The sequence below is a fragment of the Actinospica acidithermotolerans genome, from assembly GCF_018139625.1.
Taxonomy (GTDB): domain Bacteria; phylum Actinomycetota; class Actinomycetes; order Streptomycetales; family Catenulisporaceae; genus Actinospica; species Actinospica acidithermotolerans.
In genome coordinates, this window is record NZ_JAGSOH010000100.1 from 1 (window position 1) to 17,045 (window position 17,045).

A 17,045-nucleotide genomic window follows, 5' to 3' on the forward strand; every position below is an offset into this window, starting at 1 on the left:
GTGCATGGACCCGGTCGTCTCCAGCTACCAGCTGTGGGAGGCCCGCGCGCACGGCGCGGGCCCGATCTTCGCGCACGACCGGATTGTGCAACGCTGCCTCCTCGGTGACGGGGTCTCAGCCTCGGCCGAGACTTGCCCGGTACACAAAGAAGCTAACCCAATCCCCGGGTCCAAGGCCAAATCGATCTTGCTGACCTGCGCGGACGCCGTGTTAAAAGCCGATGAGGGAATCCTGACGGCGCGATGTCAACCCCCTGATGCGATGATCTCGACGGCGGTCGAGGGCCCGTAGCGGAGCGCGCCGTGGCAGGCGGCGCGTGCCAGAGCCCACCAATGCGCGCCCGGCCGCGCCGCGGCGCCCGCGCGCACGCTGAAGGCCAGGGTCGTGCCGCCGCCCGGCTCAAGGCTGAAGGACTGCACGCGCGGCGTCACCGTCACGTCGCCGTCGTCCAGCCAGGTGCCGTACGGGCTGATCAGCGCCACCTCTCCGCGGATCGCGCTCGCGGCCCGATTCGTCAGCCGCACCGGCAGGTCGGCACTCTGGCCGGGAGCGAGGCGGACGGCCGGCCAGTCGATGCCGACGTCGAAGAGGTCAGCGTCGGCCGACTCCTCCCGTGCGCTTGCGCCGAAGCGGATCACGGCCGAGTCCTCCAGAACCTGGCCGGCCGCGTCACGGATGCGTGCGGCGACGACGTAGCTTCCGGGCGCGCCGTGGACCGTGTACGGGGCGGTGAATCGGGCGTGCTCGCCGGCGGCGAGTTTGTACGGGAACTCCGTGTCCGCGACGGAGATGCCCGCCGGGACGACCAGCTCGACGCTGCCACGCGACTCGTCCGCACTGCAGCTCACTGTGACTGCGAGGCATTCCGGCTCGGCGGCGATGTGTACGGACACCGGCAGGTTCCCGATCGGCGCCGGGCCTTGGTCGTGCAGCCAGTACTCCGTGAAGACCGGTTGGACCGGTTCTGCGATGCGCGCGAGCGGGCGGCCGGAGCCGACGACGCCGCGCGGCGTGGTCCGGACCCGAATGGTCGCGATGTCGGCGGGGGCGAGGTCGACGGCCACTGATGACGCGTCGACCCTGGTGAGGCCCTCGTCAGGGTTTCGATCCGCGCTCTCCAGCAGGTCGGTGCGCTGCGCGCTCTCGACGCCGCCGTGCACCCGCACGGTCGCGGTCTTCGCGGAGCCCGTGGAGTCGTAGACGCGGAGGCTGAGTTCACCGGTGTCGTTCACCGCGGATCCGGACGCCAGCGGGTTGCCCGCGGACTTGGCCGTGGTCAGCAGCACGTCGGCGGGGGTGACGGAGATGAGGCTGAGTTCGGCGGGCAGCAGGCGCGCATCGTCCGCCGGGGACGTGTTCCGGGCCTGCCGGGCACGCACCGGGTGGTTCACGTCCTGGCCGGCGCGCGCGAAGCCGTTCTCGCGCCAGTCTCCGGGCCCCGCGACGATGCTCAGCTCGAAGGTGTGGGACCAGTGCTGCCAGGCGAAGCTCGACCCGTCCGGTGCCGTGCGCCGCTCGCCTTCGATCCAGTACTGCGCGGGGAACCCGCTGCACGCCCGCATCAGGTTCACGCTCAGCGCGCCCTCCGGGTCGACGACGAACCCCGGCGTGCCCCGGTTGACGACGGCGATCGAGCGGTCCGCGGCGGGCTCGGGGGTCGAGGCGAGGCCGACGGGGACCGGGACCTCGATCGCGGCGTCGGCGAGGTCCTCGACGAGCTGCGCGAGGGCGGCCGGCGTCCTGCCGACGATCAGCACCGGCAGGTCGCGCGGGCCGCGCAGATCGGCGTCGGGAACCCACTGTTCGCGCCGCGTTCGCGCGGCCGGGACGAAGACCCGGCCGTGCAGGTCCAGGGCCTCGCGGTACGCCGGTCCGGCCGAGTCGAGCACGGCCGCCGCGAACGCGTTGCCGCGGCCGAGCACGATCCGGATGTCCGGAAGGTTCGAGTCCGCGTCGAGGGCGCCGTAGCGCTCTCCGTCCGGCTCGGTCAGTGTCGCGGTCACGCCCTTGGCGGCCAGCGCGGCGATCAGCGCGCGGACGTGCTTCGCGCGGTCGGCGGTCGTGTCGTCCACGATCTCCGCGACGCCGAACGCGTGCACGTCGTCCGCGGCGCGGTCCTCGCGGCGCAGGTGCAGCCGCGCGGTCGAGGACAGCCCGGCCCACGTATGCGCCGGGCTGTCGAGCGTCCAGAGGCTCTTCGCCGCGTCGGCGTCGGGGAACCCGAACGAGCGCCCGACCGCGCCGAAGCCGACCTCTGCGACCGGCAGCAGGCCCGGGGCGTCGAACTGGAAACGCGCGCGCAGCAGGTGGTCCTGGCCGATCGAGCCGTCCACGTGCGAGGTCAGATCGACGCGGTCGATGCCGGACAGGAGGGTCGCGAGCTGGGTGACGCGCAGGCCGGCGAGCTCGGTCGAGGTGACGATGCGGGCGCCGAGCTGGCTCGTCTCGACATGCACGGCCGCGGGCTTCGACCCGGTGGCGACGCCGGGTCCGGTGGGCAGCAGATGCCACGGGCCCTCGCCCCAGTATTCGTGGTCCGCGAGCTCCGCCTGAAGGACGAACTCGGCGGCAAGCCCTCCGGGCCGCACAAGCTCGCGTCCGGTTCGCCGCTCGACGACGCTGGAGAGGGCTCCTCCGCGCGATGGATCCGCCTCGACGGTGAAGTACTCGTTCTGGATTCGCGGCGCGGAGGCGGCGGTCGCGCGGCTCCAGCCGGGGGGAACTTCGTCGGCGGGGAGAACCCGGTAAACGCGATAGCCGAGCGATGGAAGCGAAACGGCCACGAAGCAGAGCACGATCTCAGTGATCGAACCGTCGTCGCGCCGCACGACGGACTCGGTCAGCGCCGGGACCTCCGCGCCGGACGGGTCCAGGACGCGCACGCCGTGAACCTCTTCGTCCGCCGCGAACCGCACCGTCGCCGTCGTCGGCGCGGTGCGTTCGAAGGACAATGTATTGACGGCGAGAATGCAGGGGGAGCCCGCGAGCGACACGTGCCGCGCCAGGAACTCGATCGATCCGTCGATGACTTCGCGGCCCAACTCGTCCGCCTCGCGCCAGCCGTTGAGCAGGTCCAGGTAGACCTGATCCGACTCGGTCCCGGTGATCGCGTCGTGGTGCGCGCCGTAGACGAGTTGCCGCCAGGCCTTGTCCAGCGCCTCGTGCGGATACCGCCCGCCGAGAAGCGTCGCGAGCGCGGCGATCCGTTCACCGTCGAGGACCGCGACCTCCGCCGCGCGCTGGGCCTGCTTCGTGTCGATGTACGACACGTCCTTGCCGGTGTAGACCGGGTTCATGTCACGCGTCTGCATGCTGATGACCGTCTTACGCCGCTCGGCGTCGGCGCGGACGGCGGCGAAGAAGTCGCGTGGAATGCCGACCTGGAAGCGCGGCCAGACGTAGCGTGCGTTCCATTCGCGGTGGATCTGCGTGCAGAAGCGCGACGGCACGTTGTGGTCGTGGCCGACCGGCAGCAGCACATTGCGCGTGGCCGCAACCTTCTTCAGGTCCGCGAATTTCTCGTACGCCTTCTGCATCGACTCCTCGAGCGTCTCGACGCGTTCGATGTCCCAGCCGGCCACGTAGTGGTCCGCGAGGTAGCCGGTCAGCACGCCGCGTCCCGACGGCGAGATCCACTCGAACTCGGAGGGGAACTGCTGCCGGGTGATCTCGCCGGTGTGCCGTTTCGCGCCGACGTGGTGCCACGGCCCGCGCGCCCAGACGCTCGAGTCCAGGCCGGCGTCGGCGACGAGGCCCGGGTACGCCGGGTCGTGGCCGAACACGTCCACCATCCAGGCCGAGCGCGGTTCGCCGCCGAGCACGTCGCGCTGGTATCCGAACCCGTAGACGAGGTTGCGCACCGTCGATTCGGGGTGCGTCAGGTTCGTGTTGGCCTCGTTGTAGCTGCCGCCGACGAGCTCCACCCGGCCCTCGCGCATCAGTCTTCGAAGGTCGGCGCGATCGCCGGGGAAGCGGTCCCAGTACGGCTTGAGGTAATCGACCTCGGCGAGGACGAACGCGTAGTCGGCGTCGTCCCGGGCCGCGTCGATGTGCGCGCGCACGAGGTCGAAGGCGGAGAGCTGGAACGGCATCCGCTTCTCCTGCGCGCCCGGCAGGTCCAGCCACGTCTCGGTGAATCCGGCCTGCGTGTTCCACCACACCGGGTCGTAGTGGAAGTGCGAGATCATCCACATCGTCCACCCGGACTCGGCGCGGGCGAGCCGCACCGGCCGGGTGGCCCGGCCGTCGCCGGACTCGAGGATCACCGTGGCCTGGTACGTGCCGCCCTCGACCGACGGCGCCCGGAAGACGACGCCGACCTCGACGGTCTGCTCCGTTCCGGCCGCGACGGCGGCCGGAACGGGAGTCTCCACCAGCGGACCGGCTATCCGCACCGTCGCCGGTCCGGATAGACCCGCCACCGCGACTCTGACCAGCTGCCTCGGCGAGGCGAGGGTGCCGACGAACAGGTCCGTGTCGTGGACGGCGGTGATCCGCATGGCAGAGTTCTTCTCCGGTCGTGAGGGTCGGGGGGCGGGCGCGGGCTACGCCGCGGCCTGCGCGAGGATCGTCTTCGCCTGGCTGAAGAACGAGCTCACCCCGGCCGAGACGGACTGCTTGCCGAACGCCACCGCGGAGGAGACGTTGCCCAGCGCGGTCTTGACGTCGCCGTATCCGGGAGGCGCGGACGGGGCGTCGGCCAGGGCGTCGGCCGCCACCTGCTGGTTGACGTAGTCGCCGTAGGTGACGTCCAGCTTCGCGGAGGCGCTGAGGGTCGGCAGCAGCTCGGTCTCGGCGAGCGAGGACGGCGGCAGCCCGCGCTGGGTCCCCATGATCTTGATCGCGTCCTTGTCGGTGAGGAAGAAGTCGATCAGCTTCGCGGCGCCCGTCGGGTTGCTGCTCTTGGTCGGGATGACCAGCAGCACGCCGCCGTTGAGGGCCTGTCCGGTCTTGCCGTTCGCGCCGCGCGGCACGATGATCTCGCCGAGGGTGGCGGTCATCAGCGGGGCGATCTGCGCCAGGCCCCAGCCCGTCGTGAGCGCCGCGGATCCGGCCACGAACGGGTTCGTCGAGTCGGCGTTGCCGTAGTTGGCGACCAGGTCGGCCGGGACGCACGCGCCCGTCTTGCGCAGGCCCGCCCAGTAGTTCCACCAGTCCCCGAGGTCGGTCGCGTCGAAGCCGAGCTCGCCCGAGCTGGTGTAGAGGTCCTTCCCGCGCTGGCGCAGCCACGGCTGCAGCGCGCCGGAGTCGTCGCCGGAGGCGTCGTTCGCGCCGTACTTGCCCGAGCCCCAGGCCTTCGCGACCTCGTTCGTGATGGTCGAGAAGTCGTCCCAGGTCCAGGAGTTCTCCGGCAGCGCGATCTTGAGCTTGTTCAGCACGGTCTCGTTGTAGAGCACCGGGGCGTAGCCCGAGCCGGACGCGACGCCGTAGTTCACGCCCTTGACCACGCCCGCGCCGCGCAGCGCCGGGAACAGCGTGCTGAGCTGGATCGTGCCCGGGATGTACGTGGACAGGTCGGTCAGCACCCCCTTGGCGGCGTACGTGCTGGTCAGCGCGGTGTCCATCTGGAACACGTCCGGCGGGGTGCCGCCGGCGAACTCGGTGTTGAGCTTGTCGAAGTAGCCGTTGTAGCCGGAGTACTGCGCGGTCACCTTGATGCCGGTCTTCTTGGTGAAGACCTTCAGCGCGGACTGGTACGCCTCGTTGCGCGAGGTCCCGCCCCACCAGCGGAACACGAGGGAGCCACCCGAGGAGCCGGAGCTTGCGCCTGAGCTGGAGGTCGAGGCCGTGAAGTCGCTGCAGCCGGCCATCGCCAGAGCCGCGGCGCCCGCACCGAGGCCGAAGAAGCCTCTTCTGGACAGTTCTGACATTTGCGGAGCTACTTTCTCGAATGAGGGAAGGGAGGGGTGCTGCGGTTGTGCGGAGCGCCGTCCGGCGGACGGCGGGACTGTGCGGGCGGGGCGGATCAGCCCTTGATGCCCGAGTTGGCGACGCCGTCGACGAGGCGCTTCTGGAAGACCAGGAAGACGACGAGCATCGGCAGCAGCGTGACGACGGACATGGCCAGCAGGCCGCCGTAGCTGGAGCCGCTCGCCCGGTCGACGAACGCGTTCAGGCCGAGCGGCACGGTGTACTTGGTGTTGTCGTTGAGGTAGACGAGCTGGCGCAGGAAGTCGCTGTAGACCCACACGAACGTCAGCACGGTCGTGGTGACGAGCGCGGGCTTGAGCAGCGGCAGGATGACCGAGAAGAACACCCGCACGTGCCCGGCGCCGTCGATCGCGGCGGCCTCGTCGAGCTCGCGCGGGATGCCGCGGATGAACTGCGTCATCAGGAAGATGAAGAACGCGTCCACCGCGAGGAAGTAGGGCACCACCAGCGGAAGGAAGGTGTTGACCCAGTTCAGGTCGTGGAAGATCACGTACTGCGGGATCATCGTGGCCTGGAACGGGAGCATCATGGTGCTGAGCATCAGCCCGAACCAGGCCTTCTTGAACGCGAAGTCCAGCCGGGCGAACGCGTACGCGGCCGCCGAGCACGTCAGCAGGTTGCCGACGACCACGAGCCCCGAGATCACCAGCGAGTTCGCGATGTACACGGTGAACGAGGTGCCGGTCGCGTTCCAGCCGCTGGTGTAGTTGGAGAGGGTGAACCCGTGCAGCGGCAGCGGGTTCCAGGTCGAGAAGATCTGGTCCTCCGGCTTGAAGGACGCGCCGACCAGCCAGATCAGCGGGTAGATCATCACCAGCAGGCTGATGCCGAGCACGAGGTGCGTGCGCCAGTGCGGCTTCGAGAGCCGGCGGCGCCGGGTCCTGCTTGTCAGGGTGGCGAGATCAGTCACCGTAGGTCACCCACTTCCGCGCGGTCGCGAAGTACAAGGCCGTGAACAGGCCGATCACCAGGAACAGCAGCCAGGCCATCGCCGAGGCGTAGCCCATCTGCAGGCTGCCGAAGCCCTTCTGGTACAGGTAGAGCGTGTAGAGGAGGGTGGATCCGACCGGGCCGCCGAGGCCGTTGCTCACCACGTAGGCCGGGGTGAAGGTCTGGAAGGCGTTGATCGTCTCCAGCACGAGGTTGAAGAAGATCATCGGGGACAGCAGCGGAAGCGTGATGGTGAAGAACGTCCGAAGCGGTCCCGAGCCGTCGAGCGAGGCGGCCTCGTAGACGTCCTTCGGCAGCTGCTTGAGCCCGGCCAGGAAGATCAGCATCGGGGTGCCGAACTGCCAGCCGGCCAGCAGGATCAGCGTCCACAGCGCGGTCGAGGGCTGGCCGATCCAGTCCTGGCCGTGGATGCCGAACACGCCGAGGAACTCGTTGAGCAGCCCCTGCTGGGAGAAGACCTGCTGCCACATCACGGCGACGGCGACGGAGGCGCCGAGCAGCGAGGGCAGGTAGAACGCCGAGCGGTAGAAGCCCAGGCCCTTGATCTTCTTGTTCAGCAGCACCGCCACGGCCAGGGCCGCGCCGAGCTTGAGCGGCACCGAGAAGACCACGTACTCGAAGGTGACCCGCACCGACTGCCAGAAGTTCGGGTCCTGGAACAGCAGCCGGAAGTTCTCCAGGCCGATCCACTTGGGCGCGCTCAGCAGTCCGTAGTTCGTGAAGGACAGATAGAGCGAGTACGCCATCGGGAAGAGCGTCAGGCCGAACAGGCCGATCAGCCAGGGCGCCAGGAACGCGTACGCGGCCCGGTTGTGCTTGTGCCTTCTCCGTTTGCGGGTGCGCTGTTTCGGGATGCGCGCGGCCGTGGCGCTCGGACCGGGCGCGACGACGCGTTGGTCGGTGTTCGCAGACGCCATGTGCTTCGCTCCTGGGACGGTCTATACGTACATGCCTGAATTGGCTGCCATGAATATCCACGCACGGCGCCGTTTGGTCCAGTACGTCCGTCCCAGGGAAGCGTCTGGAAAGCGCTTGCCGAGAATTCTGGGGACGGCGACCCCTCATGTCAAGAGGTCAGCACAAACTCTATGAGCAGGGCGGTTACGCGCCTGTTACGACCGCGTTGATCCCGTGTTCCCGCGCCAGATGCGCCGCGCCGAGCACGGTGGCGTGCTCGCCCAGCCTGCTGACCTCGAGTTTCGTCGGCCAGCCGAGCCGCGCGAGGGTCTCGGCGACGCCGGCGGTGAGCAGCGGGTTGCGGCCGACCCCGCCGCCGAGGATGACCAGGCCGGGATCGAGCACGGCGGTGAGCGAGACGGCGAGCTTGCCGACCTCCGCCGCGTGCCGCGCGACCAGGGCGGCGGCCCGCGGGTGGCCCTCGGCGGCCAGCGCGAACACGGCCTCGGGATCCGCCGGCAGCGGCCCGTCGTCCGCCCGCCAGGCGCCCGAGACCTGCAGCATCAGCCCCGGCGAGCCGATCCTGGCCTCCAGCGCCTCGTGGCCGGGCTCCCGGCCGTCCGCCCACGGGTAGGCGAGTCTGGCGACCTCCCCGGCGGCCCCGTTGCGCCCGCGCAGCAGCCGGCGCCCGATCACGATCCCGGCCCCGATGCCGACGCCGACCTGCAGGTACACGAAGGTGTCGCGGCCGCCGGGCCCCTCGCCCGAGCCGTCCCCGTCGTGCAGTTCGGCGATCGCCGCGCAGTTGACGTTGTTCTCGACGGCGACCGGGACCTGCCCGGGCAGCCGCAGCGACTCCACGGCGTCCGCGACCCGCCGCGCGGTCTCCGGGTCGGCCGCGGGATCGGGCAGCACGACGTCCGAGACGGCGACCACGGCCCGGCGCAGCGGTCCGTCCGCGGTGCGGCGCCGGCGGGCCGCGGCCAGCATCGACCAGGCCCGGTCGAGCCGCGTGGACTGGCCCTCGTCGAGCACCGTGCCGTCCAGCGCGATCGCCCGGAAGGAGACCTGCGTGTGCCCGCGGTCCACGGCCAGCACGTAGCCGGCGTCCGCGGCGAGCCGGTAGACGGCGGCGGAGCGCCCGGTCGAGCCGTGCGCCGTGCCGTCCCGCGCGACGAGCCCGGCCGACTCGAGTTCGGCCATCGCGCTCGAGACGGTCGGCTTGGACAGCGCGCAGGCCGCCGCCAGCTGCGGGCGGGTGGCCCGGTTCAGCCGTGCGAGCTGCGCGAACACCTCGCCGGCGCTCTCGGTCAGCGGGGCGGTGGTGGTGGTTGCCATGGCCGGACCTTTCCTTTTTCGTGATCCGCCGGAGCCGTGCGGGCCCTTGACAGCCCCGGGGATTCGTTAGTTTAGTGACTAACGAACTTGGACGGGTCCCAGCCGCCGGGTTCCCGCGGCGGCACGATCACAGCACCGCCCCGCCGCAGTCGCCGTCCCGCGCCGGGGCGGACCACGCACTCGATCCATGCACCGCATTCCGCCGCGCCCGAAGCGCGGCGGATCCGATGGAAAGAGGAGCACCCCGTGCCGGACCTGATTCCGGGCCCGATCTCAGGAGTCCGGGTGGGCATCGACGTCGGCGGCACCAAGACGCATCTGCGCGCCGTCGCCGGTCCCCGCCTGCTCGCCGACCAGGTGTACTCCAGCGTGGGCTGGATCCCCGCCGACTTCCGCCGTGCCGCCGGCTTCCTGGCCGGGCTGATCGCGCGCGCCGTCCCCGGCGTCGTGCCCGCCGCCGTGGCGGTGGGCGCGCACGGCTGCGACAGCGCCGAGGACGGCGCCGCGCTCGGCCGCGCGCTCGAAGCGCTGGTCGGCGGGCCCTGCCTGGTGCTCAACGACGCCGAACTGCTCGCCCCCGCGGTCGGCCTCGGCGACGGCATCGGCCTGGTCGCCGGGACCGGCTCGGTGGCCGTCGGCCGGGACGCCGCGGGCCGGCCGGTCTACGTCGGCGGCTGGGGCTGGCTGTTCGGCGACGAGGGCAGCGCCCCCGGCCTGATCCGCGAGGCCGCCCGCGCGAGCCTCGCCGCCCGCGACCGCGGCGAGGAGCCCGACCTGCTCGCCGCGCTGCTGCTCGCCGCCTACCGGGTCAGCGAGGTCACCGATCTCCCCGACGCGATGGCCGCGCAGGCCGGCGCCCGGGAGTGGGGCGAGCGCGCGTCGCTCGTCTTCGAGGCGCTGGACGGCGGCTCGTCCGTGGCCGAGGCGGTGATCGAGGACGCGGCCGAGGCCCTGTCCCGGCTCGTCGTCCAGGTCGCGGCGCGCGGCGTGGACGCGTCGGGCGTGGCCGTCGGCGGGGGAGTGATCCTCAACCAGCCGCGGCTTTACGACGCGTTCGTGCGCAGGCTCGGCGCGGCGCTGCCCGGCACGGCCGTGCACCGGCTGACGGTGCCGCCGGTCCAGGGAGCGCTGGTGATCGCGGAGCGGATGACGCTGGGCGGGCTGCAAGCGGAGGCGGCCTGATGAGCACCGCACGGCCGCGCGTGGCGCTGATCGGCGTGCACGGTCACGGCCGCGTCCATCTCGAAGCCCTGCTCGAACGTGAGCGCGCCGGCGTGCTCGAACTCTGCGGCGCGGCCGACCGGCGCGAACCGGATGCGGGAGACGATCGGCTCGGCGGCCGCGAGTTCTCCACCGACGCCGTGGAGCTGCTCGAGACGCTGCGTCCCGACATCGCGGTCATCTCGACGCCCATTCACACGCATCTGGGCATCGCCGAGGCCGCGCTGAGCGTCGGCGCGCATCTGCTGCTGGAAAAGCCCCCGGTCACCTCCGTCGCAGACCATGCGCGGCTGCTGTCCGCGGCCGAGGCCGCGGGCAGGCACTGCCAGGTCGGCTTCCAGGCCTTCGGCTCCTCCGTTGTCGACCAACTCGCCACGCAGGTGCGCGAGGGGGAATTCGGCGAGGTCACGCGCGTCGCCATGTCCGGGCACTGGTGGCGCGGATACGAGTACTACCGACGCGCGCCGTGGGGCGGCAGGCGGGTCCTTGACGGCGTCACCGTCGCGGACGGCGTGCTGACCAACCCGTTCGCGCACGGCGTCGCGCTCGCCTTGCGCCTGGCCGGAACGCGCGTGCTCTCGACGACCGTCGAGCCGTTCCACGCGTACGACATCGAGACCGACGACACCGCGTGCGCGCGGATCGCCACTGACGGAGCCGAGGTCACGCTCGCCGCGACAGTCTGCGCCGAACGCGAATCAGAGCCTTACGTACGCGTCTTCGGCACGCGCGGCACCGCGACCGTCTGGTACACCGAGGACCGCCTCCTGACGATCACGGCGGCCGGCGAACACGAGCAGGCCGGCGGCCGCGTGGCCCTCCTCGACGACCTCATCGAGCACCTCGGCGACGATCCGGCCCGCGACGTGCTGCGCTGCCCGCTGCGCTCGACCGGGATGTTCACCGAGGTGCTCGAGGCGATCCAGCGCGGACCTGCGCCGCGGGCGATCCCGGCGGATCATGTACGTGCGGGCGAGCGGGGCCGCACCGTCCCCGGCATCGAGGACGCCGTCGCCCGCGTCGTCGCCACCGGACGACTCTTCAGCGAACTCGGGCTGCTGCCCTGGACAGAGGAAGGTGCCCCGGCGTGACCGCTGTATATCTGCCGAGCCAGCACGCGAGTGTGCACGACCTGCCGCTCGATCCGGACTCGCGTGCGCGCGTCCTCGCCGAGATCGTGGCCGCCGCGATCGACAGGCAGCAGGCCGACGGAAACTTCGAGGACCCCGCCGCGGACGACGACATCGGCGACATGTCCCTCGGCGTGATCTCTCTGCTCGCCCTCGCCTGGCATCGCGGGGCGCGGGAGCAGCGGCTCGTCGAGGCCGCGCGCAGGGGAGTGGACCACTTCCTGCGCGAGCGGGTGTACCGCACGGACAATCCCGGCGAGCCCTTTCTGCGCCGCCGCGACTCCGGCCTGCCGTATGCGCGGTACATGCCGGGCGACGGGGAGCACCCGTTCGGCGACTGGCCGAGCACGGTGTGGGCGATGCTGCACGCCGTCAACATCGTCGACCTCGGCGAAGGCCTGCTCACCGAGAAGCAGTACGAGCAGGTCATCGAGCTGGCGGCCGGCTACTGGAGCTGGCTGACCGAAGTCAGCGTGTTCAACCCCCAGCAGACCGCGAACCAGGCCATCGGCTCGATCGCCGCCGCTCTCACGCTGGCGCGGCAGTTGCGGGCGCGCGGGCGCGCCGCGCAGGCGCAGCAGATCGCCGCCGACGCCCGCAGGCTCTATGCCGACGAGATCCGCGCCCGCCGCATCGTCGAGCGCGGATTCGCCCTGCCCACCGAGCACGGCGCGGGCCACGACCAGAACTACGTGCCGATCTCGCTGACGTTCCTCGCCAAGGCCTATCAGGAAAGCGGCGACCAGGATTTCCTCGAGGACGGCGACGAGATCGCGCGGCACCTCGAAACCCGGCTGTCCGTGCGCGGCTTCGACTTCGGCGGCCCGCGCTACAGCGAGCAGCACAGCGGCTTCGAGGGCACCCTTGGGCTGCGCTACTTCGGCCGGCGTATCAATGCCGACCTCGGCCGCTATCTCGGCGACCGCAGGTGCGCTTATCACGCGGTCGCGGGCAACGGCGCGCCGAGCGGGCACTTCGCGTTCGCGACCGTCTGGCTGCTGCAGGACGAATCCGACTGGCACCGCCGCGGCGGCGAGCCGCATCTGACACCGTACTCGGTGCGCTCCGGACGCACGTCCGTCACGCTGACCAGCCAGCTCACGCCGTACGTGGTCGACTCCGCGGACTCGGCGGTCATCGAGGCCGTCGCCGACCACCAGCACGGAATCGGCCCGCTGCTGCGGTACCCGGACGGAAGCAGAATGCTGCTGACCCGCCCCCTCGGGCCGATGCGCTCGCAGGATGCCGTCGCGGGCCGCCTCGCCGCGAAACTGGTGACGAAGCCGGTCGTCACGCGGGACCAGGCGATGGTGTCCGTTCAGCAGCTCGTGGTCTGCGACGGCGAACGCGTCCACCTCGTGGCCGTGCTCGACCGCTCCCGCCTGCCCGGCGACGTCGCGATCGAATTCCTCGCCGGCCTGCCCTACCTCGAGGCCGTCGACGGCCGGCAGCGCAAGATCCTCGCGGTTTCGGCCGTCGCCGATCCGAAGCCTTCGACCCCGTTCGGCCTCGGCGTCGCGGGCGCCGTGCTCGACACATCGGGCGCGATCACCGCAGGTGGGCTCCTGATCCGTGCGGCGGCCGGGCTGCGCGTGGTCAACCCGCCGGAGGGTCCGGCGTACTTCAACAGCCCTCGCACCGTCGGCTCGACGCTCGAACAGGTCTCCTTCGCGCTCGCGGACGACCCGCGCGGCTACGGCGACCCGGACAGCGGCTGGCACCGCGTGGCCGGAACGAACCTGGTCCTCGCCGATCCGGTCCCCGACGCTCCGGCCGGCCTAGCCGTTTTCGTGGTCTGCTACGGGCCGTCCTCGGATCCGGCCGGCTACCGTGCCACGGCCGAGGCGACGGCGGACGGCGTGCACATCCACACGCCCGGCTTCAGCGCCCTGATCGGGCATCCCGCCGGCGACGAGCACGGCGAGCCGATCCTCGCCCTCACCCCGCACGAGCCCTGACCCCATGTCCGACATCGAAGAACTGGAATTGCGCGTCGCCGGGCGCACGGTTGCCGGATACGCCCTCCAGCCCGACATCGACCCGACCAACGTCCCGCGCCCCTACCTGCACCCCGTGCGCACGCTCGCCGGAACCGTCGTCACCGACGTCCTCCCAGCCGATCACGAGTGGCACCTTGGCGCGGGCATGGCGATCGCGGACGTGGCGGGCTCGAACCTCTGGGGCGGACGGAGCTACGTGCGTGGGCAGGGGTACACATGGCTGCCGGACCACGGTCGCATCGAGCACGAACTGTGGCATCGGCGGTCGGAAGGCGTGCTGGAACACGGCCTCGTCTGGCGCGGCCACGATGGAGCCGAACTGCTCGCCGAACATCGCACGATCACCGCGGAGGCCGGTGCCACCGCCGCTTCCTGGACGCTCGGCTTCGGGACGAGGCTGACGAACGTGCGCTCGACACCCGTCGAGATCGGCAGCCCGGCCACCCACGGCCGAGGTGAGGGCGCGGGCTACGGCGGCTTCTTCTGGCGGCTGCCTCCGGTCGAGGACATGCGGGTCGAAGCCCGCGACCCGAACACCGCCGACCGGGCCCGCGGCGAGGACCTGGTCAACGGAAGCGCGCTCCCGGAGCTCACCGTCACGGCGAGGACGCGCGTCCGGCCGGACAGCGGCGCGGAGCCCGGATCCGCCGGGGGGCGTCGGTTCACTCTCGCGTTCACCGGTATGGCGGGCGCCGATCGATGGTTCGTCCGCGTCGCCGAGTACCCGGCCGTCGGCATCTCCTTCGCCTTCCGTCATCCCCTGGTCCTCGCCCCCGGCTCCGTGCTCACTCGCACCTTCACCGTCACGCTGACGGACGGCTAGTTCTGATTGCTGTCGTATGCTTTCGATTATGAGCGAAAGTACGGTGAAGCTCGGATTGGTCGGCTGCGGACGGATCGCGCAGGTGGCGCACCTGCCCGCGCTGGAGAAGGCGGACGGCGTCGAACTCGTCGTCGTCTGCGATCCGAGCGAGGACGTGGCGCGCGCCGTCGCCGGCCGCCACGGGATCGGCTCGTACGTCACCGAATCGGCGGCGGTCTTTGAGAATGGCCAGGTGGAGGCGGTGCTGATCGCGGCCCCCGATCGCTTCCACAGCACGCTCGCCGAGGCAGCACTGCGCGCGGGAAAGCACGTGCTCGTGGAGAAGCCGCTCGCCTCGGGTGCCGCCGAGGCGGCTCGCCTCGTCGGACTGCAGGCGGAGACGGGGCTGACGGTACAGGTCGGATCGATGAAGCGCCATGATCCGGGGCTTTCGTTTGCGCGCGATTTCATCGTTTCGGGGCGGCTCGGCCAGGTGCGGTCCTTCGCCGCCTGGTACCGGATCGGGAGCATCCGGCCCGGCGTCGAGGTGACCCTCTTCCCGCGCCTATTCGCCGACGAGCGGGTCCGCGGGGTGGAGGCGGGCTTCAAAGCGGACCGGCCGCGCTACCTGCTGGCCACGCACGGCGCCCACGTCTTCGACACCCTGCGGTTCCTGCTCGGCGAGGTGCACACGGTCACCGCGATCCACCGCGAGTTCGGACGCGATCAGGCGTGGAGCGTGCTCGTGACGCTGAAATCCGGCGCGGTCGGCACGATCGGCATCGGGGTGGACGTGCCCGGCGACGGGGCCGAGGGGATCGAGGTCTTCGGATCCGAGGGGCAGCTGCGCGTCGACACGCACTTTCCGTTCTTCCGCCGCGCCTCGGACGTGCACGCTTACTCGGCTCGGGTGGGCGCCTTCACCGTGCCCGTGTTCGATGATACGAACGCGTATGAGCGGCAGATCGAGGCATTTGCGCGGGCGGTACGCGGTGAAGGGCCCGCGGATCCGACGGCCGCGGACGGACTCGAAGCGGTGCGGCTCATCGAGGCCGTGGCCGCGTCGTCCGCGAGCGGCGAGACGGTGACGCTGTGAGCGCGACCGAGCCGGCTCAGCGGCTCGGGATCTTCGCCAAGACCTTCAAGCGCGCGGGCGCCGCCGAGGTCGCGGCTGAGGTGAAGCGCGCCGGATTCGCCCTCGCACACTGGAATTTCGCCGCGGTCGGGCGGCCGACGCTCGCCTGGGGGCTGCCGGATGCGGCGTTCGGCGACGTGCGGGCGGCGTTCGAGGACGAGGGCCTTGCGATTCCGAGCGTGTCGGCGACGTTCAACGCGATCGGCCCGGACGCCGAACGCCGGACCGACGAGACGCGGCAGGCCGCTGGGCTCGTCCGCCGCGCGCGGCTCCTCGGAGCCGACGTCGTCACTTTGTGCACGGGTACCCGTGATCCGCACGACATGTGGCGCGCGCACCCCGACAACGCCGCGGACGACGCGTGGCGCGACCTGCGCGCGACGCTCGACGTGCTGATGGACGCCGCGTCGGACGGCGAGGTGGTGCTGGGGATCGAGCCGGAGCCGGGCAACGTCGTCCGGGACGCGGAGACCGCCGCTCGGCTGCTCGGCGAACTCGGCGACGACGCGCCGATCGGGATCGTGTTCGACCCGGCGAACCTGCTCGCGCCGGACACGCTGGATCGGCAGGAGCAGATCCTCACCGCCGCAGCCGACGTGCTCGGTCCCCGCGTCGTGAGCGCGCAGGCGAAGGACTTCGAGGTGATGGACTACGAGCTGGTCTTCCGGATCCTGCGGACGCTCCCGCCGGTACCTTTGATCGTCCAAGACGTGACCGAGGCCGAGGCGGCCACCGTGCGGCAGGAGCTGATGCGCCATGAACTCCGGCTCTGACCCGATCTTCGCCGAGGAACGCCGTCAGCGGATTCTCGCGATCGTCGGCGCGCAGGGCCGCGTCCGCATCGCCGAACTCGTCGATGTCCTCGGGGTGTCCGAGCCGACGATCCGCAAGGACCTCACCCTGCTGGAACGGGAGAGACACCTGCGCCGCACGCACGGCGGCGCGATCGCGGTGCGCCCGCAGCTCGAGCCGACGATCGGCGATCGCAGCATGCTGCATGCGGAGGCGAAGGACCTGATCGCGCGGGAGTGCGCCGCGCGGATCGCGCGCGGCGACTCGGTCTTCCTCGACAGCGGCACGACCGTGCAGCGGATCGCGCGGCTCCTCGACCAGGAGCACGTCAATGTTCTGACCAACTCGCTCGGCGTCGCCACCGCCCTCGCCGACAAGCCGCCGTCGGTCCGGCACACCCTGCTCGGCGGCACGGTCCGCTCGCTCGGCGGCACCGTCGTCGGCCCGATCGCGCTGGAAACCCTCGCCCGGTTCGCCGTGAACGTCGCGTTCATCGGCGCCAGCGGGCTCTCGGAGAGCGGCATCTCGGTCGCGGACGTCGCCGAGACGCAGGTCAAGCAGGCCGTCATCGAGCGCGCCCGCAAGGTCGTGGTCCCGATCGACAGCAGCAAGTTCGGCCTGACCGACTTCATCACCGTCTGCGGGCTCGAGCGCGTGGACCTGGTCGTCACCGAGGCCGCGAGCAGCGAGATCCGCGATCTGTGCGAGGACCACGGCGTCGAACTCAAGATCGTCGGGACCTCTGAGAACGTACGGTGTACTTAGTGCAAACGATCCTCCCGGATATGGCCGACGACGCTGAGTGCGGTTAGGGTGCCTTGGAGGGGCGATCGGGCGATGCCTGGCG

The 17,045-nt window shown here is 71.1% G+C and carries 13 protein-coding genes; 8 read left to right on the forward strand and 5 right to left on the reverse strand.

Annotation, left to right across the window (positions count from 1 at the left end; all coding sequences use genetic code 11):
• The coding region (locus KDK95_RS25980) for a hypothetical protein (protein WP_212520916.1) at window positions 1–292 on the forward strand (292 nt) is incomplete at its 5' end.
• On the opposite strand, the gene KDK95_RS25985 is transcribed toward KDK95_RS25980, so the two are convergent.
• From KDK95_RS25985 to KDK95_RS26005, 5 genes are all read right to left on the reverse strand, one after another.
• A complete protein-coding gene (locus tag KDK95_RS25985) occupies window positions 247–4,500 on the reverse strand; it encodes a glycoside hydrolase family 38 N-terminal domain-containing protein (protein ID WP_212520917.1) in 4,254 nt (1,417 codons plus the stop codon). The two genes, KDK95_RS25980 and KDK95_RS25985, sit on opposite strands and share 46 nt — an antisense overlap.
• A 45-nt stretch (window positions 4,501–4,545) precedes the next feature.
• Window positions 4,546–5,871: an ABC transporter substrate-binding protein gene (locus tag KDK95_RS25990; protein ID WP_212520918.1), complete on the reverse strand. Its 1,326-nt coding sequence runs from the start codon at window positions 5,869–5,871 to the stop codon at window positions 4,546–4,548.
• A gap of 95 nt (window positions 5,872–5,966) precedes the next feature.
• Complete coding sequence (locus KDK95_RS36225; RefSeq protein WP_212520919.1) at window positions 5,967–6,842, reverse strand: carbohydrate ABC transporter permease; 876 nt, start codon at window positions 6,840–6,842, stop codon at window positions 5,967–5,969.
• Complete coding sequence (locus KDK95_RS26000; protein WP_212520920.1) at window positions 6,835–7,800, reverse strand: carbohydrate ABC transporter permease; 966 nt, start codon at window positions 7,798–7,800, stop codon at window positions 6,835–6,837. The genes KDK95_RS36225 and KDK95_RS26000 overlap by 8 nt, the downstream gene beginning before the upstream one ends.
• Window positions 7,801–7,984: 184 nt before the next feature.
• Window positions 7,985–9,118 carry an ROK family transcriptional regulator gene (locus tag KDK95_RS26005; protein ID WP_212520921.1) on the reverse strand — a complete coding sequence of 378 codons (1,134 nt, stop codon included), beginning with the start codon at window positions 9,116–9,118 and terminating at the stop codon, window positions 7,985–7,987.
• Between the two features lie 246 nt (window positions 9,119–9,364).
• Here KDK95_RS26005 and KDK95_RS26010 point away from each other — a divergent pair, with 246 nt between their 5' ends.
• Genes KDK95_RS26010 through KDK95_RS26040 form a run of 7 tightly spaced genes read left to right on the forward strand, consistent with a single transcriptional unit; the run spans window position 9,365 to window position 16,963 of the window.
• Complete coding sequence (locus KDK95_RS26010; RefSeq protein ID WP_212520922.1) at window positions 9,365–10,300, forward strand: BadF/BadG/BcrA/BcrD ATPase family protein; 936 nt, start codon at window positions 9,365–9,367, stop codon at window positions 10,298–10,300.
• Window positions 10,300–11,430 carry a Gfo/Idh/MocA family protein gene (locus KDK95_RS26015; protein ID WP_212520923.1) on the forward strand — a complete coding sequence of 377 codons (1,131 nt, stop codon included), beginning with the start codon at window positions 10,300–10,302 and terminating at the stop codon, window positions 11,428–11,430. Before KDK95_RS26010 ends, KDK95_RS26015 begins: the two co-directional genes overlap by 1 nt.
• Window positions 11,427–13,427, forward strand: coding sequence for a hypothetical protein (locus tag KDK95_RS26020; protein ID WP_212520924.1), 2,001 nt, complete (start codon window positions 11,427–11,429; stop codon window positions 13,425–13,427). The genes KDK95_RS26015 and KDK95_RS26020 overlap by 4 nt, the downstream gene beginning before the upstream one ends.
• A gap of 4 nt (window positions 13,428–13,431) precedes the next feature.
• Complete coding sequence (locus tag KDK95_RS26025) at window positions 13,432–14,292, forward strand: DUF6807 family protein (RefSeq protein WP_212520925.1); 861 nt, start codon at window positions 13,432–13,434, stop codon at window positions 14,290–14,292.
• Window positions 14,293–14,320: 28 nt separating this feature from the next.
• On the forward strand, window positions 14,321–15,367 hold the full coding sequence (locus tag KDK95_RS26030; protein ID WP_212520926.1) for a Gfo/Idh/MocA family protein: 1,047 nt from the start codon (window positions 14,321–14,323) through the stop codon (window positions 15,365–15,367).
• Entirely contained in the window at window positions 15,364–16,179 is an 816-nt protein-coding gene (locus KDK95_RS26035; protein ID WP_212520927.1) for a sugar phosphate isomerase/epimerase family protein, read from the forward strand. The genes KDK95_RS26030 and KDK95_RS26035 overlap by 4 nt, the downstream gene beginning before the upstream one ends.
• Window positions 16,163–16,963 (forward strand): DeoR/GlpR family DNA-binding transcription regulator, encoded by an 801-nt coding sequence (locus KDK95_RS26040; protein ID WP_212520928.1) that lies wholly within the window; start codon window positions 16,163–16,165, stop codon window positions 16,961–16,963. The genes KDK95_RS26035 and KDK95_RS26040 overlap by 17 nt, the downstream gene beginning before the upstream one ends.
• The last annotated feature ends 82 nt before the right edge of the window (window positions 16,964–17,045 follow it).

Bases quoted from the DNA above. Each gene is read 5' to 3' on its own strand.
- KDK95_RS26040 (WP_212520928.1), top strand. From the start codon at position 16,163: ATGAACTCCGGCTCTGACCCGATCTTCGCCGAGGAACGCCGTCAGCGG.
- KDK95_RS26000 (WP_212520920.1), bottom strand. From the start codon at position 7,800: ATGGCGTCTGCGAACACCGACCAACGCGTCGTCGCGCCCGGTCCGAGC.
- KDK95_RS26025 (WP_212520925.1), top strand. From the start codon at position 13,432: ATGTCCGACATCGAAGAACTGGAATTGCGCGTCGCCGGGCGCACGGTT.
- KDK95_RS25990 (WP_212520918.1), bottom strand. From the start codon at position 5,871: ATGTCAGAACTGTCCAGAAGAGGCTTCTTCGGCCTCGGTGCGGGCGCC.
- KDK95_RS26030 (WP_212520926.1), top strand. From the start codon at position 14,321: ATGAGCGAAAGTACGGTGAAGCTCGGATTGGTCGGCTGCGGACGGATC.
- KDK95_RS25985 (WP_212520917.1), bottom strand. From the start codon at position 4,500: ATGCGGATCACCGCCGTCCACGACACGGACCTGTTCGTCGGCACCCTC.
- KDK95_RS26015 (WP_212520923.1), top strand. From the start codon at position 10,300: ATGAGCACCGCACGGCCGCGCGTGGCGCTGATCGGCGTGCACGGTCAC.
- KDK95_RS26005 (WP_212520921.1), bottom strand. From the start codon at position 9,118: ATGGCAACCACCACCACCGCCCCGCTGACCGAGAGCGCCGGCGAGGTG.